Genomic DNA, 18,314 nt, shown 5'->3' with positions numbered 1-18,314 from the left:
GCACCACCCTGCCGCGCCGCCTGCGGCAGCCGTTCAAGGAAGGCCGGTACGTCGTTGCCCCGCGAAACGGACTGGAGCGCCCTGGGCCTGGACTCGGACCCGACCCCGGGTGACGCGGCCAGGATCCGGGAGGTCATCGCGTCCCAGCAGGAGCTGGTCGATCTCGCCGACAAGATCGACGACGGGCTCACCGAGGTGAAGAACACCACGGACGGCGCCTTCGTCGGCAAGACCGGTGACGCGCTGCGCGAGGTCATCGACGGCAAACTGCGCAACTTCGTCTCGACGTTCCGCGAGGCGCAGGAGGACGTGCAGAACGCGCTGCGGACCTATCAGGCGGTCATGGAGGAGCAGCAGGGCCGGGCGGATGCCGCGCTCCAGCAGGCCAAGGGGCTGGCCGAGGACGACGAGGACGGCCGCGACTCGCTGAAGTCGACGGCGAAGGACGCCGGGGACGTCCAGAAGGAGGCGTCGAAGACGGCGGCGCGGGCGGTGCGGGAGGCCGGGGAGAAGATCGCCTCGCCGATCGACGCCTGCGACGAGATCATGAAGGCGCTCAGCTGGCTGGCGATCATCCTGATCATCCCCGCCATCATCGTCGGCGGTCCGGTGGCGCTGTTCGCCGTCGCGCTGAACGTCGCCATCTTCATCAAGACCGCGGTGGACTTCGCCAACGGCGACGCCAGCGCGCTGGACCTGCTGCTGGCCGGGCTCGGCATGATCGCGCCCAGCACCAAGGGCCTGCAGATCACCAAGGTGTTCTCCAGCCTGCGGGGGCTGGCCGCCAAGGGCATCGGCGGCATCAAGACGGCGTTCACCTCGTTCAAGAACGTCTTCACGGGCCGCAACATCCTCAACATGTCGCTGCATCTGTTCTTCGGCGCGAAGGACTTCGCACGGGGCGCGTCGAGCTGGAGCCGGGGCCTGAACGGCCTGTGGACGCACACGCCGTTCAGCAGGATCCCCGGGTTCGGCGGCCGGATCTTCACCGGCATGAACGGCACCTTCCACATCGTCACGCCGTTCAAGGCGCTGCCGATGATGCTGCCCGCGGGCATCAACGGGCTGCACATCGCCGGGGCGTTGGCGTACGGCGGGATGAAGGGCATCGGCAACGCCGCCAAATGGATCGGCTCCGGGCTGGTCGCCGGCGGCAAGTCGGTCGTGGGCGGGCTGTCCGGCTTCAAGTCGCTGCGGCTGATCCTGCCGGTGGACGCCGCCGAGATCCAGGCGCTGGGCATCGGCAAGGCGCTCAAGATCGGCTTCATCGAGCGCGGCGTGTTCGGCAAGTACCGCTTCGGCGCGGTCGGTGCGGGCGGGCGGCTGCTGGGCGGCGCCGGGCCGATCAACCACCTCGCGGGCGCAGGCGGCGGGGGCATCCCGTCGGTGCACATCGACCCGATCGGCGACCTCGCGGTGATGCGGACCGGGAACTTCGCCGGGCCCGGGACGTTCTCGCCGTCGCTGTCGACGCACGGCGTGAGCGCCCCGCCGGCGATGCACTTCGACGGTTCGGTCGGCGGCCTCGGCACCCCGCATCTGTCGATGCCGAAGCCGGCGGGCATGGGCGGCGGGCTGCACGGCGGGATCTCCATGCCGTCGGTGCAGGGCCTCGGCGGGCTGCACGGCGGGCTGAACCTGCCGTCGATGCAGGGGCTCGGCTCCCTCGACTCGTCGCTGGGCGGACTGTCGAACCTCGGCCACTCCGGGGTGCTCGGCGACCTGCCGACCGCGGGCCCGGTCTCGCACCTCTCGCCGCAGGGCGGACTGTCCGGCGTGACGGCGCCGGGCGGCACGACCGGGCTGGGCGGGCACGGTCTGGGATCCGTCTCGGGCGGGCACTTCAACTTCTCCGGCAACCTGGGCGATCTGGGCAACATCGGCTCGGGCGCGCGGATCGCGGACGTTCCGGCGCTGCGCTCCTTCGACCTGCCGTCGACGTCGGTCGCGGCGCCGCACGGTTCGTCCGCGGGCCTGGTCGACCTGGGCCACGTCGAGACGCCGGGCGCGCCCGCCGTCGGCGCCGTCGACCTGCACACCGGATCCCTCACGCCGGGGTCGATGCCCACCGTCGGGCATCTCGACGTCCCGGCCACCGGGGCGCACACCCCGGTCTCGACGCCGTCCGTCGGCCGGATCGACCTGCCCGCGACCGGCACCGCCGCGCCCGGCGTGACCGCGCCGGGCACGGTCCACCTCCCGGCCACCGGCTCGGTGACGCCGGGTCCGGTGCAGGGGCTGGCCCACACCGATGTGCCGGGCGCCGCCGTCACCGCGGGCGCCGGGAAGATCGCCGACGTCGGCGCGGCCCGCGGCCTCGGCGCCGGGGTGGACGTCTCCGGCATCACCCCGCCGGCCGTCGCCACCCACGGCATCACCCCGCCGGTGACGGGCGCCCACGGCATCACGCCCCCGGCCTCCGCCACTCACGGGATCACCCCGCCCGGCACCGTCACGCACGGCGTCGACATGCCCGCCGCCGGGACCACCGGCGTCACCCCGCCGCCGGCCGCGCGCGGGCTCACGCCGCCGGCCGCCGGGGAGCACCTGGCCCCGCCGGCCGCGGCGCACACCGAGGTGCCCGCCGTGGGCGCTCCGGTGCGCACCCCGCAGGGCGGGTTCGGCGGGGACCTCGCCGGGCTGGGCGAGCGGACCGTACCGGCGCCCGGCCACGGTGCGCCCGACGGGCCGGGCGCCGTGCCGGGCCACCCGGTGGAGACCCCGGCCACCGGCGCGGCGGCCACCGCGGTGCCGGAGCCGAAGCTGCCCGAGGTGCCCGGCGCGGGGACGCCCGGGCACGGCGTCACGGCGCTGGACGGCGCGACCACGCCGGTGGTGTCGCACGCCGGGGGTGGCATCGACGTACCGGGCGCCGGGATCGTCCGCCCGGCCACCGGGCACCTGCCCGCGCCGGGCGCCCCGCACGGGCGCCCCGACGGCGTCGATCTCGGCGGCCCGGACGGCGCCGGGATCGGCGGGAAGGGCAAGGGCAAGGCGCCCGACCCGTTCGCGCAGTGGAAGAACGAGTCGCTCGCCAAGGTGGACGTGTTCCGCAGGCCCGGCGATCTCCCCGGCGACCTGGAGGCGCGGCTGGGCGCCTGGGACCGGGTGCAGCAGGCGCGGATCGACCACGCGGCGGCGGAGAGCCACCTCGACGCGGTCGGCGGCCGGATCGACGGTCCCTCGTCCGGCCCGTCCGTCGGCGACCAGGCGCTGGCCGACTTCCGGGCCACCGAGAAGGCCCTGGGCGACGCCGAGGACGCGTTCCGGGCGCACGGCATGGACCCGCACGACGTGACCCGCAAGCTGGACGCGCTGGATGCCGCCTCGCTGAAGGAGCGTCCGCGGCTGCTGGGCGGTGCGCAGGCGAGCGGCCGGGCCGAGAAGGAGCTGCCGGGTGTGGCGGGCGCGGTGGTGCGCGCACCGCGCGGCGAGGTCCCGGAGATCATCGACGCCGGTCCCCTCGGGGACCGCCTCGTGGTCCGCGGCGGCGCGGCCGACCGGAGTTTCGACGTCCAGCTGCTGGACGCGCCGGGCGGCAGCCCCGTCCGCACCTGGCACTTCAACCGCGGTATCGGGCCGCTCCGGGTGACCGGCGAGGACCTCGTCCTGCGCGGCGGACACTTCGACGGCAGTACGCTGACCACCGCCCTGAGCAAGGCGAATCCCCTCGAAGCGGGCGGGAATGCCTGGCCCGTCAGGATCGACGGGGACGAGGTCACCATCGCCTCGCCGGCCGGACCGCAGCGCTACACCTGGTCCGGCGGCGCGTTCCAGGACGGTCCGCCGCTCCCGGCGCCGCACACCGACCCGCCGCCGGCCGCCGCGGGCCTGACCGGCGACGCCGCCGCGAACTGGGGCAAGCTCGTCGACCTCGCCCGGGCGCACCTGGGCGAGGCGGCGGTCAACAAGTCGGTCGACGCCATGATGAAGAAGATCTACGGAGGCGGATTCACCGGAAAGCGCGGCTACGGCGGTTACGTCGACCCCAAGGCCCTGGAGCGGGGCGACCTGGTCGCCCCCACGAGGGAGTTCCACGACCTCGCCCAGGACCTGGTGTTCAAGAGCCCCAGCCAGCGGATCACCGTCTACCGGGGCATGACGATGGAACCGTCGGGCCAGACCGCCGGCACCTTCATCGAGCGGCTGCCGATCTCCACGTCCAACACCATGGACTTCCAGCCCCACTGGGCGGGGAACATCCCGCGGAGCAACCGCATCGTCTTCAAGATCGACGTCCCCGCCGACCACGGCAAGATGGCCCTGGCGTACCCGCCGCACTACGACCACGCCGGCGCGGGCGCCGCGGCCCCCGTGAGCGACCAGTGGGAGGTCACCCTCCCGCCGACGACGCTGGAGCGTACCGGGGACAACTACCTCGATCCCGACACCGGTTTGACGATCGTCCCGGTCCGCGCCAAGGCGATCTCCCCGGACGACTTCGCCAAGCTCATCTACGAGGAGGGGCCCGGCTTCCCGTCGAGCACCGCCTTCGACGACTTCGGACGCGCCTTCGACCCGCAGACCATCAACCGCTGGGAGGGCCTGGGGGACGCCTCCGCCCGCGCCGAGCTGAGCGGGGACGGCCTGGTGCGGACGGTGACCGTCTCCAAGCCCGGCCGCTCCGGCGACCTCACCATCGGCATCACCCACCTGCCGGAGAAGGAATCCGTCCGTCTCACGTTCACCGACGCCGACGGCAAGGTCCTCTCCGAGCGGACCTTCGGCCCGGAGCAGTTCCGTGGCCTCGGGGCGGACCTGCGGGGAGATGTCCTGTACCGGAACGACATGCTGGAGGCGCTGCCGCTGCCCAAGAGCTGGGACGCCGCCCCGCCCGCGGAGGTCCCGCACGCCCCCGGCGCGGGCGCCGGCGACGCGCACGGCACGCCGGGCCCGGCCGGCGGCACCACCGGTGGCCTCCCGGAGGGCACCGGCCCGCTCGACGTCCGGCTGCCCGGCGCCGGCCGCGGCGTCCCGTCCCGGCCCTCCGGCGCGGAGCTGGACGCGATCTGGGCGCGGGAGTCCGACGCCCGGCTCGACGTCTTCCGCAGCCCCGGCGCCTCCGACGACGTGGTCGACGCGCGGGTCGGCGCCTGGGGTGAGGTGCAGCGCGCACAGCGGGAGTTCGACCAGGCGCAGCTGGACTTCGACATCAACGGCGGCCGCGGGGACGGCGGTTCCGGCGGGCCGAGCGTCGGCGAGCAGGCGCGGGTCGACCTCGATGCGGCGGCCAACCGCCTCGGCCACGCCCGGGACAGCTTCCGGCAGCTCGGCATGGACCCGGACGCCGTGGCGCACGAACTGCGCGCCCTGGACGACCTCTCGCTCGCCGAGCGCCCGCGGCTGCTCGGCGGCGCGCAGGCGACCGGCCGGTTCGAGAAGGACCTCCCGGGTCTGGACGGAGTGGTGGTCCAGGCCCCGCGCCGCCAGGTGCCGACGCTGGCGGGCGCCGAGGAGTTCGGCGACCGGCTCGTCGTCCACGGCGGCGCCGCCGACACCCGGATCAGCGTCCAGCTGCTGGACGCGCCGGGCGGCAGCCCCGTCCGCACCTGGCACTACCAGCGCGGGATGGGGCTCAGCCTCAGCGGGGAGGACATCGCGCTGCGCGGCGGTCCGCTCGACGGCATCACGGTGGAGACGACCTCGAAGCTGGGGAAGTCCACGGCGGCGCCGGTGGACGCGGCCGGTGGCCACGCCTGGCCGGTGAAGATCGAGGACGGCCACATCACCGTCGCCACGCCCTCCGGCCCGCAGCGCTACACCTGGTCCGACGGCGCGTTCCACGACGCCCCGGCGGTCCCCGCGCCGCACACCGGCGCGCCGCCCGCGGCCGCCGGACTGAGCGGCCGGTACGCGGAGAACTGGAACTCCCTCATCGACGTCGCCCGGCTGCACCTGGGGCGGGCCGACGCCGACGGCAAGGTCGCGGCGCTGATGCGGGACGTCATCGGCGGCTCGTTCACCTCCAAGCGCGGCTACGGCGGTTTCGTCATCCCGTCGAAGCTGGAGGACGGCGCGCTGCTCTCGAAGGTGGAGGACTTCCACCGCGTCACGCAGGACCTGCTGTTCGAGGGCCCCAACAAGGAGCTGACCGTCTACCGCGGCGTCTCCATGGATCCGGAGAGCCAGGCGGCCGCCACGTTCACCGAGCGGCTGCCGATCTCCACGTCCAACACCTTCGACTTCCAGCCCGAGTGGGCGAGGAACGGGGTGGTGAGCAACCGCGTCGTCTTCGAGATCCAGGTCCCGGCGGACCACGGCAAGCTCGCGATGGCCTACCCGCCGCACTTCGACCACACCGGGAACCCGGCGCCGCGCAGCCCCGACCAGTGGGAGATCACCCTCGCCCCCACGACGCTGGTGCGCAACGGCGAGCCCCGGATCGATCCGGGCAGCGGCCTGACGATCGTGCCGGTGCGGGCCGAGGCGATCGCGCCGGCCGACTTCGCCGCCGTCATCAAGGCGGAATGGCCCGGTCTGCCCTCGGGCACCGCCTTCGACGACTTCGGCCGCGCCTTCGACCAGTCCTCGATCGTCCGCTGGAGCGGCTTCGAGGACGTCACGGTGCGACCGTCGCTCAGCGAGGACGGGCTGGTGAAGACCTTCACCGTCAGCAAGCCGGGCTCCGCGGACGAGCTGACCGTCACCGTCACCCACCGGCCCGACGCCAACAGCGTCGGCGTCACGTTCACCGGTCCCGGCGGCGAGAAGCTGCTGGACAAGAGCTGGAGCGGCACCGGCTTCACCCATATCGCCGCCGATCTGCGCGGCGGGGTGCTGCACAACGCGGAGGAGTTCAGCAGCCTGCCGAAGCCGGGGAGTTGGGACGGCCCGCCCGCCGCGCCGCACACCCCGGCGGCCGACCTCGCCCGCTCCGTCGACGGCCTCCGCCTCGGCGACGGTCCCACCGGCGGCCTCAGCGCCAAGGCCATGGGCAAGCTCCCCGAGGGCAGCCTCCCCTCCGTCCACGCCTCCCGTCCCACCGGCGCCGAACTGGACGCCGCCTGGATCCGGGAATCCGACGCCCGCCTCGACGTCTTCCGCCGCCCCGGCGACACCGAGGACGCGGTCCAGGCGCGGGTGGACGCCTGGGTGGAGGTCCAGCGGGCGCAGGCGCAGCTGGACCGGGCGCAGTTCCGCCTCGACACCGAGGGCGGCAACCACTCCGGCGGCTCCGACGGCCTGACCGTCGGCGACCACGCGGCGCTCGACCACGGTGAGGCGGCCTCGCGGCTCGGCCTCGCCCGGGACGCCTTCCGGGCGCACGGCCTGGAGCCGGACGAGGTCGGCGCCCGGCTGGACGATCTGCTCGCCGCCTCGCTCAGGGAACGCCCGCGGCTGCCGGGCGGCAGCGGCGGCGACCTGGGGCCGCACCAGAAGGAGCTGCCCTTCGGCGACGGCGCGGTCGTCGAGGTGCCGCGGGGCGCGCACCCGCAGTTCCGCGGCGGGGACGACGCCGGCGGCCGGCTGGTGCTGCACGCCGAGGACTTCGGCCCGCGGAACAAGCAGTTCCGTGTCGATCTGCTGGACGCGCCGGGCGGCGCCACCCTCCGCACCTGGCACTACAAGGTCGGCTTCGGCAACCGGCTCGCCCTGGCCGGTGAGGACCTCGTGCTGCGCGGCGGACCGCTCGACGGCCACACCCTCGCCACCACCACGCGCCTGGACGGGCCCCACCCGGCGCCGGTGGCGGACCCGGCCGGCGGCCACCCCTGGCCGGTGCGGATCGAGGACGGCCGCATCACCGTCGCCACGCCCTCCGGCCCGCAGCGCCATCTGTGGTCCAACGGCGCGTTCCACGACGCGCCGGCGGTCCCGGCGCCCCGCACCGACCTCCCGCCCGCCGCGGCCGGACTCGGCGGCGCGTCCGCGGAGAACTGGACCGCCCTGGTCGACGTCGCCCACCGCCATCTCGGGCGTGCGGCGGCCGACGGCAAGCTGGCCGCACTCATGCAGGACGTCGTGACCGGCGCCTTCACCTCCAAGCGCGGCTACGGCGGTTTCCTCAAGCCCGGGGCGGCGAGCGACAAGCTCCTGGGCAAGGTGCAGGATTTCCACCGCGTCACCCACGACCTGCTGTTCGAGGGGGCCGACAAGGACATCACGGTCTACCGCGGTGTCTCCATGGACCCGGCGAGCCAGCAGGCGGGCACCTTCACCGAGCGGCTGCCGATCTCCACGTCCAACACCTTCGACTTCCAGCCCGAGTGGGCCAAGGGGCTGGAGCTGAGCAACCGCGTCGTCTTCGAGATCCACGTCCCGGCCGGCCACGGCAAGCTCGTCATGGCCTATCCGCCGCACTTCGACCACGTCGCCGCGGGCGCGCCGATTCCGCGCAGCCCCGACCAGTGGGAGATCACCCTCCCCCCGACGACGCTCGTCCGCACCGGCGACACCCGCGTGGAGAGCGGGCTGACGATCGTGCCGGTGCGGGCCGAGGAGATCTCCCCCGACCGGTTCGCCGCCGTCATGCGGGAGGAGTGGCCCGGTCTGCCGTCGGGCACCGCGTTCGACGACTTCGGCCGCGCCTTCGACCAGTCCTCCATCGTCCGCTGGCGGGGCTTCGAGGACGTCACCGTGCGCCCGTCCACCAGCGAGGACGGGCTGGTGAAGACCTTCACCGTCAGCAAGCCCGGCTCGCCCGACGAGCTGACCGTCACCGTCACCCACCAACCCGGTGACAACCGCGTCGGCCTCGCCGTCACCGGCGGCGCGAAGCCGCTGGCGAAGAGCTGGAGCGGGACGGACTTCTCGGCCATCGCCGCGGATCTGCGCGGCGGGGTGCTGCACAACGCGGACGAGTTCACCAACCTGCCGAAGCCCGCCAGTTGGGAGCGGACCACGCCGCCCACCGCGGCGGACGACCTCGCCCCGTCCGTCGACGGCCTCCGCCTCGGCGACGGCCCCACCGGCGGCCTCAGCGCCAAGGCGACCGGCAAGCTCCCCGAGGGCGGCCTCCCCTCCGTCCACGCCTCCCGTCCCACCGGCGCGGAGCTGGACGCCGCCTGGATCCGGGAGTCCGAGGCCCGCCTCGACGTCTTCCGCCGCCCCGGCGACACCGAGGACGTGGTCCGGGCGCGGGTGGACGCCTGGAACGACGTCCAGCGCGCGCGGATCGACCTCGATCAGGCGCAGTTCCGCCTCGACACCCAGGGCGGGCGCGCCGACGGTTCCTCGCACGGCCTCAGCGTCGGCGAGCGGGCCCGCGTCGAACGGGACGCCGCGCGGACCCGGTTCGACCAGGCCCAAGACGCGTTCCGGACGCACGGCATGGACCCCGATGTCGTCCGCGGCAAGCTGGACGACCTGCTGGACGCCTCCCTCAAGGAACGCCCCCGGCTGGTGGGCGGCGCCGGGCGGTCGACCCGGCCGGCCGGCGAATGGCACGAGATGCAGACCCTGGAGCAGGCCGGCGTCCCGGCCGTCCACACCCCGCCGCAGCCTCCGGCGCCGCCCGTGCACGGGGCGCCCCCGCACGGGGAGCAGGCGCCGCCCGCCCCGGCGCCGCACGGCGCGCCGGCAGGCACCGGCGCGCCCCGCGAGGTGTCGCTGCACACCCCGGAGGGGCTGACGCTCTTCCGCACGGTGGTGGAGACCCCCGACGGCCACGTCCTGCGGTTCGGTGACGGCACGCCGGTGCCGGGCGCCCGCGTCGAGGCGTACGGCGAGCATCTGCGCGTCTCCACGGCCGAGGGCCACCAGGTCTTCGACCGGCGGGGCGGCCAGCTGCACGACCTGGTGGAGCTGACCGACGCGGACGGCGCGACGCGCTTCGCCCACCGGCCGCTCGCCCGCCCCGGCGGCGCGGCGCCCGCCCCGTCCGGCCCGCTGCACACCGCGGACGGCACCCCGCTGCCCGGCACGGACATCGCCGCGCACGGCGACGGCTTCCGGGTGACGGACGGCACCGCGGTGCACGTCTTCGACGCCTCGGGCACCCACGAGTTCCGGGCGCTGCGCCTGCCGGACGCCCCCGGCGCCGCCGGGCAGTCGCTGCGGTCCTACGCACACGGCGCCGTGGACGTCCTCGGCGCCGACCTCCGGCGGGCCGAGGGCTTCACCGCCGAGGCGCGGCCCGGCGGCGGCTTCCGCGTCGAGGACGGCGACGGCGGGTTCCGGCTGGTCGCCGAGGACGGCACGGTGACCCGTACCGTCACCGTCGAGGGCAGCACCTTCCATGTCGCGGACGGCGCCGGGACACACCTGTACGACGCCGTGCGGCTCGCCGATGCGCCCGACGGCCGGTTCCTGCGCACGGGCTCCGACGAACTGCTCGACGCCCGCCTCGACGGCACCGGCGTCCACGTCGTCCGGCAGGGCGACGGCGGATTCCGCGTGGACGGCTCCGGGCCACTGCGCGAGGGCGAGTTCACGCTGTACCGGGCGGACGGCAGCCTGGAGAAGATGCGGATCAACGTCGTCCACCACGGCGAGCTGCAGCCCGGCCACCACTTCGAGATCGACCACCCGGCGAAGCCCGCCGACGGCTCCGACGCCGCGAAGGCCACCTGGAAGCGGATCGTGCCCGGCGCCGCGGAGCGGGCCGAGGGTGCCACCGCGAAGTGGTTCGACGCCGGGACCGTCGGCGACAAGGGGATCGCGGGCGGCCGGGTGCAGCTGCTCAGCCACAGCGGCGCCGAGGTCTTCGAGCGGCGCCCGCTGCCCGGCGGCGGCCATCTGGACGCCCAGCGGCCCACCGGCGCCACCGGGTTCGCCCGCTTCGGCCACCAGCGCAGCGACTGGCAGGAGATCCTGCCCGACGGCACCGCCGGGCGTCACGGCCACCGCCACTTCGGGACCAGCGGCCGCAGCTGGTACGACATGGACGGCACCACCCGCGTGCGCCACTGGCGGGAGAACCCCGACGGCGGCCATGTCCTCGCCGAACTCGACCGCGACCCGCTCACCCAGGGCCTGACCAACCGCCCCACCACCTGGCACCGCTACGACGCCGAGTACCGGCACCTCGCCGAGGGCGAGCGGACGTGGAGCCCGGGGCGCGGCTGGACCGACACCCTGACCGATGCGCGGACGGGGCTCACCGAGACCGTCCACGAGCGGTTCGGCCGGCTGCACGCCGACAGCAACCGCCGGTACTTCCAGCGGGAGATGGAGGCGGACGGCACCCTGAAGCGGGACTGGATCTCGCACTCCGCGCACGGCAAGGAGAACGCCGCGGGCACCACCCTCAAGGACGGCGGTTTCCTTCAGACCCACCGCCTCATGGAGCAGCGCCCGCCGTCGTGGGTCCGTCAGCTGCTCTCCTCCGTCGAGCACCACACGTTCGACGGGAAGGGCTGGCTGCGCGCCGACAGCGGCTTTCAGGTGCACACCTGGAAGTACACGCCCGCCGGCGCCGAGGCGCCCGCGACGACCGGCGTGCGGCTGGTGGGCCGGGACGGCTCCACGCTCGACATCGCCTCCGACGGCACCGTCGTCCGCGCCACCTCCACCCTCTCCGACGGCTCCAAGCTGACCGTCGGCGATGTGGAGCTGCCGGCCGGCGCCACCGCTCGGGAGGGGTATCTGCCCTGGTCGGCGGGGGACGACGGGCTCAAGGGCCACCGCACCTTCCACCCCGGCGACTTCACCGGCACCGGCGGCGGCGACCGGGGGCACGGCGCGCTCGTCTGGCAGGACCGCTACCGCCCCGGCGCCGCCGACGGCGACTGGTTCACGCCGGGCGCCGGCCAGTGGCGCGTGGCGCGGGAGGGCTTCGCCGACGGCACCGTGGTGGAGTACCGCACCCCGCCCCGCGCCGCCGCGGCCGACGACGCGGCGGCCGCCGGGCCCGGCGACGACTGGATCCGCACGAACCAGCACGGGGAGATCACGGCGCGCCGCGACACCTGGCCGGGCGGCGACGGCGGCGCGGGCATCGAGGTCACCGCGACCGGCCGCCCCGGCGCCGCCAGGATCACCTGGGAGGCGGGCGGCGAGTCCGGTGTCCGGGTGCAGTCGGCGGGCGGCGGCACCGGACGGTACTGGGACAACGCCTCGTACCAGGACTTCGACGCCGCGGGCCGGCTGATCCGCGATCACCGGGTGCTCGACGACGGCACGTTCGTCGACGCCTGGCGGGTGGCCGGACGCGACGGCGAGCCGCCGGTGTGGCACTGGAACAAGGTCGACAAGGACGGCCACGTCCTGGAGTTCGGCGACGGCGCCGGCGGCCGCATCCGCACCTGGACCGACACCCGCGGCAACCCGCTCGACGACTGGCGCAAGGGCGCGCTGTGGCGCGACAGCGCCGGCGCTGACCTCGTCCAGGAGATCCCGCCGGTGCCGCGCTCCGGCTCGGCGTTCCAGGACCACTTCGGCGATCCGTCGGTCCGGGTCCGCGAGCACCGGGCGACGCCGGACGCGGAGTACAAGGCCGGTGAGTGGCGGGAGTTCGACAACGGCGTGGCGGTGCGCACCCGCACCGCGCTGGACGACGGGACGTTCCTGGAGTCCGACGCGTGGAACAAGCAGTGGCGGCGCTACGGCGGCGCCGACGGCACCACGCTGCTGTCGGAGCGGACGATGGCCGGGTACGTCTGGGAGAAGGACAGCTTCGGCCGGATGACGCTGGCCGGCCGGGAGAACGACTTCCGCGGCTGGGCCGCCGAGTACCGCGGCGGCAGCCGGATGCTGCGGGAGCCGAACCGCTTCGAGTGGTCGAAGAACGTGAACGGCGAATCGCTGTACACGCCGTTCGTCCAGAAGGCCGCCACGCAGGCGCTGGTGGAGTTCGTCCAGGAGTTCACGCTCGACTTCACCGTCGGTCTGATCGTCAACGCGGTCGCGGCGGAGATCTCCGGGCGGGAGTTCAGCTGGACGGACGTGGCCAAGGCGGCGTTCGGCGCGGCGGTCGGCTCCACGGTGAAGATCGGCGTGAGCGGGCTGCACAACATGGCCGGGCGCGGCGGCGCCCTCAAGACCGGGATGAGCAACGTCGATTCCGGCAAGCCGTTCGCCCGCCCGCCGGCCTCCGACGACACCTGGTCGACGGAGTGGGCGGGCAACGAGAAGGTCACCCGCTGGCGCGCCGGAACGTACGACTTCAGCGTCGGCATCGCCTCCGGCCTGGTCTCCGGCTTCATCACCGGCACCGCGAGCGCCGCGATCTTCGGGGTGTACGACGCGAACGGCAACGTCGTCCACCTCTCGGGGACGGACGCGCTGCGCGAGGGCGGTCTCGGCATGGCGTCGGGCCTCGTGGGCGGTCTCACCTTCGGGGCGGGCAAGACACTGCTGCAGCAGTCGGCCGCGGGCAGGTTCTACCATCGGCAGGGCCTGGCGGATCTGTTCCTGGTGGGCGGCATCAGCAAGTTCGCCGACAAGATGTTCGGCGGGCTGATCCTCACGCCCGAGCTGCGGCAGGCCGATCCGCCGTGGTGGCGGCAGCCCGCCCCCGAGCCGTCCGACCCCGCCCCGCACGACCCGCAGGAGAGCACGTCATGACGAACCCCGTGTACCGCGTCGCCGCCCGGGGGCGCGGTGCCCACCGGACGATCTCCGATGCGGTGGCGGCCGTCCCCGCGGGCGCGGTGATCGCGATCGCGCCGGGCGCCTACCCGGAGCACGTGCGGCTGGAGCGCCGGGTGGTGCTCGTCCCCGAACAGGGGCCGGGCACCGTCGAGATCCGTCCGGCCCACGGCCCGGCGCTGAGCGTCGCCGCCCCGGACTGCGCGGTCCGGCAGCTGACCCTCCAGGGCAGCGATCCGGCGGAGGCGCTGGTGCGGGTCGAGGACGCGGCCGGTCTGGTGCTGGAGGAGTGTGCGCTCAGCCACGGCCGGATCGAGGTGCTGGGCCGGCCCGACGCCCCGGACGCGCCGGAGGCCGAGCTGCCCGAGGAGGCCGCGCGGCTGGCGGCGCTGCACGGCGCGCTCACCGCGGATCTGGTGGAGGACCTCCAGGACCCGACGACCGGCGGGGTGCTGCTGTTGCGCCGCACCCGGCTGCACGGCGCCCGCCATGCCGCGCTGCACGTCAGCGGCGACGGCCGGGCGCGTCTTGAGGACGCCGTGATCACCTCGGTCGACGGCATCGGCGTGGTGCTGTCCGGCACCGCGCGGGTGGTCGCCGACGGGCTGCGGATCACCGGGAGTTCGGGTTCGGCGCTGCGCGCCCGGGGCGCGACCCGGCTGGCGGTGCGCGCCGCCCGGCTGACCGGCCCCGGCCGTCACGGGCTGCTGGCGCAGGACACCGCGCAGGTCCTGCTGGACGACTGTCTGGTCGAGGGCGCCGCTGGCTCCGGCGCGCAGGCCGAGCACGGGGCGCGGGTCGATCTGACCGGCTGCCGCATCGCGACGCCGGGCGGCAGCGGCCTGGTCACCGGCGGCTCCGCCCAGCTGGCCGCGCGGGATTGCCGGGTGGTGGCCCCGGCGGCCAACGGCGCGCTGGCGCTGGGCGAGAGCGTGCTGGCGCTGACGGACTGCGCGGTGTCCGGCAGCGGCTTCAGCGCCCTGCACCTGGGCGAGCGGGCCCGCGGTGAGCTGGCCGGCTGCCGGGTGACGGGCAGCGAGGAGCATGCGCTGGTCGTCACGGACGAGGCCCGGGTGCGCGCCGCGGACTGCGTGCTGAGCGACGCCGCGATGTGCGGGGTGCAGGTGGCGGTGGCCGGTGCGGTGGCGCTGACCGGCTGCCGGGTGACGGGCGGCGAGAGCGGCGTACGACTGCTGTCGGCCGAGGAGTCGGAGCTGACGGAGAGCACGGTCGCCGGGCAGCGCAAGGCCGGTGTGGAGCTGGGTCCCGGCGCCCGGGCGCTGCTGACCGGCACCCGGATCGCGGACGTGGGCAGCGCCGGTGTGACGGTGGCGGGCGGCGCCCGGCTGCGGATGGACGGCGGCGGGGTGTTCCGGGCCGGCGGCACCGCGCTGGTGCTGTGGAAGGACACCGACTGCGCGGTGACCGGCGTCCGCATCGACACCGCCGGGAAGAACGGCGTCCTCGTCGGCGACGACGCGTCCGGCACCTTCGAGTACTGCGACATCCGCGCCACCGCCTTCCCCGCGCTGCACATCGGCGAGCGGGCCGAGCCGCGCTTCGTCCGCTGCCGGATCTTCGACTGCGCCCAGGACCTGGGCACCGCCAAGGACGCGGCCCCGGTGTTCGAGGACTGCACGGCGCACGGCGTGGAGCAGTCGGTGCTGCCGACCGCGGGCGCCGCCGGTCCCGGCCCGGCGGCACCCGCCCGGCCCGGCGCGTCCGGTCAGCCGTCCGGCCCGGCGCCCGAGGCGGAGCGGCCCGACGAGACCGGGGAGCTGGCCGACGAGGGCGCGCCCGAGGCGGAGCCGGAGTCGCTGGAGGACCTGCTGACCGAGCTGGGCGAACTGGTCGGCCTGGAGCGGGTCAAGAGCGATGTCGGCGGCATGGTCAAGCTGATGCAGACGGTCCGGCGGCGCCGCGAGGCCGGGCTGCCGGCGCCGCCGCTCAGCCGCCATCTGGTCTTCGCGGGCAACCCCGGCACCGGTAAGACGACGGTGGCCCGGCTCTACGGCCGGCTGCTGAAGGCGCTGGGGCTGCTGGCCGTCGGGCATCTGGTGGAGGTGGACCGCTCCGCGCTGGTCGGCGAGTACGTCGGTCACACCGGTCCGAAGACCACCGAGGCGTTCAACCGGGCCCGCGGCGGGGTGCTCTTCATCGACGAGGCGTACTCGCTGGCCCCGGCCGTCGCCGGGAACGACTTCGGTACGGAGGCCATCGCCACGCTGGTGAAGCTGATGGAGGACCAGCGCGACGAGGTCGTCGTCATCGCGGCGGGCTACCCCGACGACATGGACCGCTTCATCGGCTCCAACCCCGGTCTGTCCTCGCGCTTCTCCCGCACCCTGCTGTTCGAGGACTACAGCTCCGACGAGCTGGTGCACATCGTGGAGCACCATGCCGAGCGGCACGCGTACAAGCTGACCGGCGAGGCGCGCGAGGCGCTGTCGGGCCACTTCGCGGCGATCCCGCGGACCGTCCGCTTCGGCAACGGCCGCACCGCGCGCCAGGTCTTCCAGGAGATGACCGAGCGGCAGGCGATGCGCGTCTCCGAACTGGAGGCACCGGACGCCGATGTCCTGATGCAGCTCTCCCCGCTCGACCTGCCGGAGAGCGCCCTCACCCTCTGAAGCCTTCCTCCCTCCCCGTCCGTTCCTACTCGGAGGTCCCCGTGCCACCGGACAACTCCCGTTCCCCCAACCCCCCGTCGAAGGAGCCGCCCGGCGGTTTCTCCCGTACGTTCGCCCGCGACCCGGGCCGGACGCGGATCGGGCTGCTGCCCGAGCGCCGGGTGTGGATCGCGCTCGGCTCGACCGTCGCGCTCGTCGCCGGAGCCGTGGTGCTCGGGCCGCTGGCCCAGCGCGGGCTGCGGATGAGCGCCGACGACACCCGGGTGGCCGCCGCCGCGGTGGCCAGCCCCTCGCCGGAGGCGTCGAAGAAGGCCGAGCCGTCGCCGAGCGCGACGAAGGAGGCGAAGGCCACCGACGCGCCCGGCAAGAAGGACGACGACGCGCCCCCGGCCGGCCGGCCCGCGCGCGACGTGCCCCCGCCGCGCGGCCAGGACGCCCCGCATCCGCCGCAACAGCCGCAGAACGGCGGCGTGGTGGGCGACGCCCCGTCCACGGGCAAGGCGAAGCACCACCCGGCGCAGCCGCCGAAGGTCACCGGCCCGGCCGGCCCCATCACCGGTATGAACGGCATCTGCCTGGACGTCGCCAACGGCGGCCGCGCCAACGGCACGCCCGTTCAGGTCCACGACTGCAACGGTCTGCCCGCCCAGCGCTGGACGATGGCGTCGGACGGCACGGTGCGCGCGTTCGGCAAGTGCATGGACGTCGCGGACGGCGCCACGTCGGACGGTTCGCTGATCCATCTGTGGGACTGCAACGGCCGTCCGTCGCAGCAGTGGGTCTTCGCGGGCGCCCCGCACGACCTGGTGAACCTGCCGGCCAACAAGTGCCTGGACATCCGCGCCGCCAACGCCTCGAACGGCACGCGCGTCCAGATCGCCAACTGCTCGGGCAACCCCGCGCAGAAGTGGAGCGTGCCGGCCTGATCCGGCCACCGGACGGCGACGTCCGGCCCCCACCGGGCGCGGGGTCCTCCCCCGCGCCCGGTGGCATGTGGTGAAGCCCCAACCACCGTCTTTTTACGTGCTCTTGGCCGAGCAGGGGTGGTTCGTTGGCCGGGCCACGGGCCTTGCGGGGGTTCGTAGGGTGAGGGCGTGCCCAGACGCAGCGAACAGGCCGGGTCGGCGCGCGGGGGCCGCGCGGCGGGCCCCGCACCCGACGTCTTCGTCCCGCGCGGCGGGGTCAACCACGGCCCCCGCCACGACGATCCGGTGCCCCTGCATCGCCTCGACGTGCCCGCGCCGCACCTCCTCCCCTTCGCGATCGGCTCGTTCGACACGATCGGCCCGCTCGCCCGCGCGAACTTCCCGCACCGGCACTCGTTCCACGAGATCGCCTACGTCACCGGGGGCCGCGGCGCCCATGTCGTGGACCTGGTCCGACGGCCGCTGCGGCCGCCGGAGCTGAGCGTGATCGTGCCGGGGCAGGTCCACCACTGGGAGCAGGTGGCGCAGCTGCGCGGCTGGGTCATCCTCTTCACCGAGGACTTCCTGCTGGCGCACCCCGGCGACCGGGACGCGCTGGCGGCCCTCGGCGGCTGTCCGGGGCTGCGGGTGACGGCCGGTGCGGCGCCGCGGATCGACTCGCTGGTGGCGGAGATGGTGCGGGAGCACGGCGAGCGGGCCGACGGCTTCATCTCGGTGCTCCAGGCGCAGCTGCACATCCTGATCGCCCAGGCGCTGCGGCTGCCCGGCGCGTCCGTCCCGGCACCGGCCACCGGCCGGACGCCGCCGGTGGCCCGGGAGTTCGCCGCCCTGCTGGCCCGCCCCGGCGCCGCGGGCCGCACGGTCCGCTCGTACGCCGAGGAGCTGGGCGTCTCGGTGGGCCATCTGACCGAGGTGGTCAAGCGGAGCACCGGCCGCACGCCGGGCGGCCTGATCCGGCATGCGCAGACCGTCGAGGCCAAGCGGCTGCTGTCCGGCAGCGGCCTGAGCGTGGCCCAGGTCGCCGCCCGTCTGGGCTTCGCCGACCCGGCCTATTTCTGCCGCTTCTTCCGCCGCGAGACCGGCGTGAGCCCGGGCGACTTCCGCCGCGCGACGAGCGGTACGGCGCAGGGCCGGACCACCGGCGGCACGACGGCGCTGGAGGGCGCGGAGGCGTGAGCCCGAGGGCCGGGCCCGCTGTGTCCTGGACGGAACGGGGCCGCGGCGCGCCGCAGTCCGTGGCCCCGCCGGGCGGAGCCACGGAATTCACCATGACGCCCGTGTCCAGTCC

Annotated in this window: 4 protein-coding genes; all 4 read left to right on the top strand. The window is 74.9% G+C overall.

Annotation, left to right across the window (positions count from 1 at the left end; genetic code table 11):
• The first annotated feature begins 54 nt into the window (after positions 1–54).
• The 4 genes from ABT345_RS17730 to ABT345_RS17715 all read left to right on the top strand — a co-directional run bounded on the left by ABT345_RS17730 (position 55) and on the right by ABT345_RS17715 (position 18,202).
• Complete coding sequence (locus tag ABT345_RS17730) at positions 55–13,446, top strand: hypothetical protein (RefSeq protein WP_345076872.1); 13,392 nt, start codon at positions 55–57, stop codon at positions 13,444–13,446.
• A complete protein-coding gene (locus tag ABT345_RS17725; RefSeq protein ID WP_345076874.1) occupies positions 13,443–16,100 on the top strand; it encodes a right-handed parallel beta-helix repeat-containing protein in 2,658 nt (885 codons plus the stop codon). Before ABT345_RS17730 ends, ABT345_RS17725 begins: the two co-directional genes overlap by 4 nt.
• Positions 16,101–16,141: 41 nt before the next feature.
• Positions 16,142–17,026 (top strand): ricin-type beta-trefoil lectin domain protein, encoded by an 885-nt coding sequence (locus tag ABT345_RS17720; protein ID WP_345076877.1) that lies wholly within the window; start codon positions 16,142–16,144, stop codon positions 17,024–17,026.
• Positions 17,027–17,311: 285 nt separating this feature from the next.
• Complete coding sequence (locus tag ABT345_RS17715) at positions 17,312–18,202, top strand: helix-turn-helix domain-containing protein (RefSeq protein ID WP_386461498.1); 891 nt, start codon at positions 17,312–17,314, stop codon at positions 18,200–18,202.
• Positions 18,203–18,314 lie beyond the last annotated feature (112 nt).

The sequence above is a fragment of the Streptomyces sp. NPDC000404 genome, from assembly GCF_040300365.1.
GTDB lineage: Bacteria > Actinomycetota > Actinomycetes > Streptomycetales > Streptomycetaceae > Streptomyces > Streptomyces ramulosus.
Note: the sequence above shows the minus strand (reverse complement) of the source record. Positions and strands in the feature narration are given on the sequence as shown.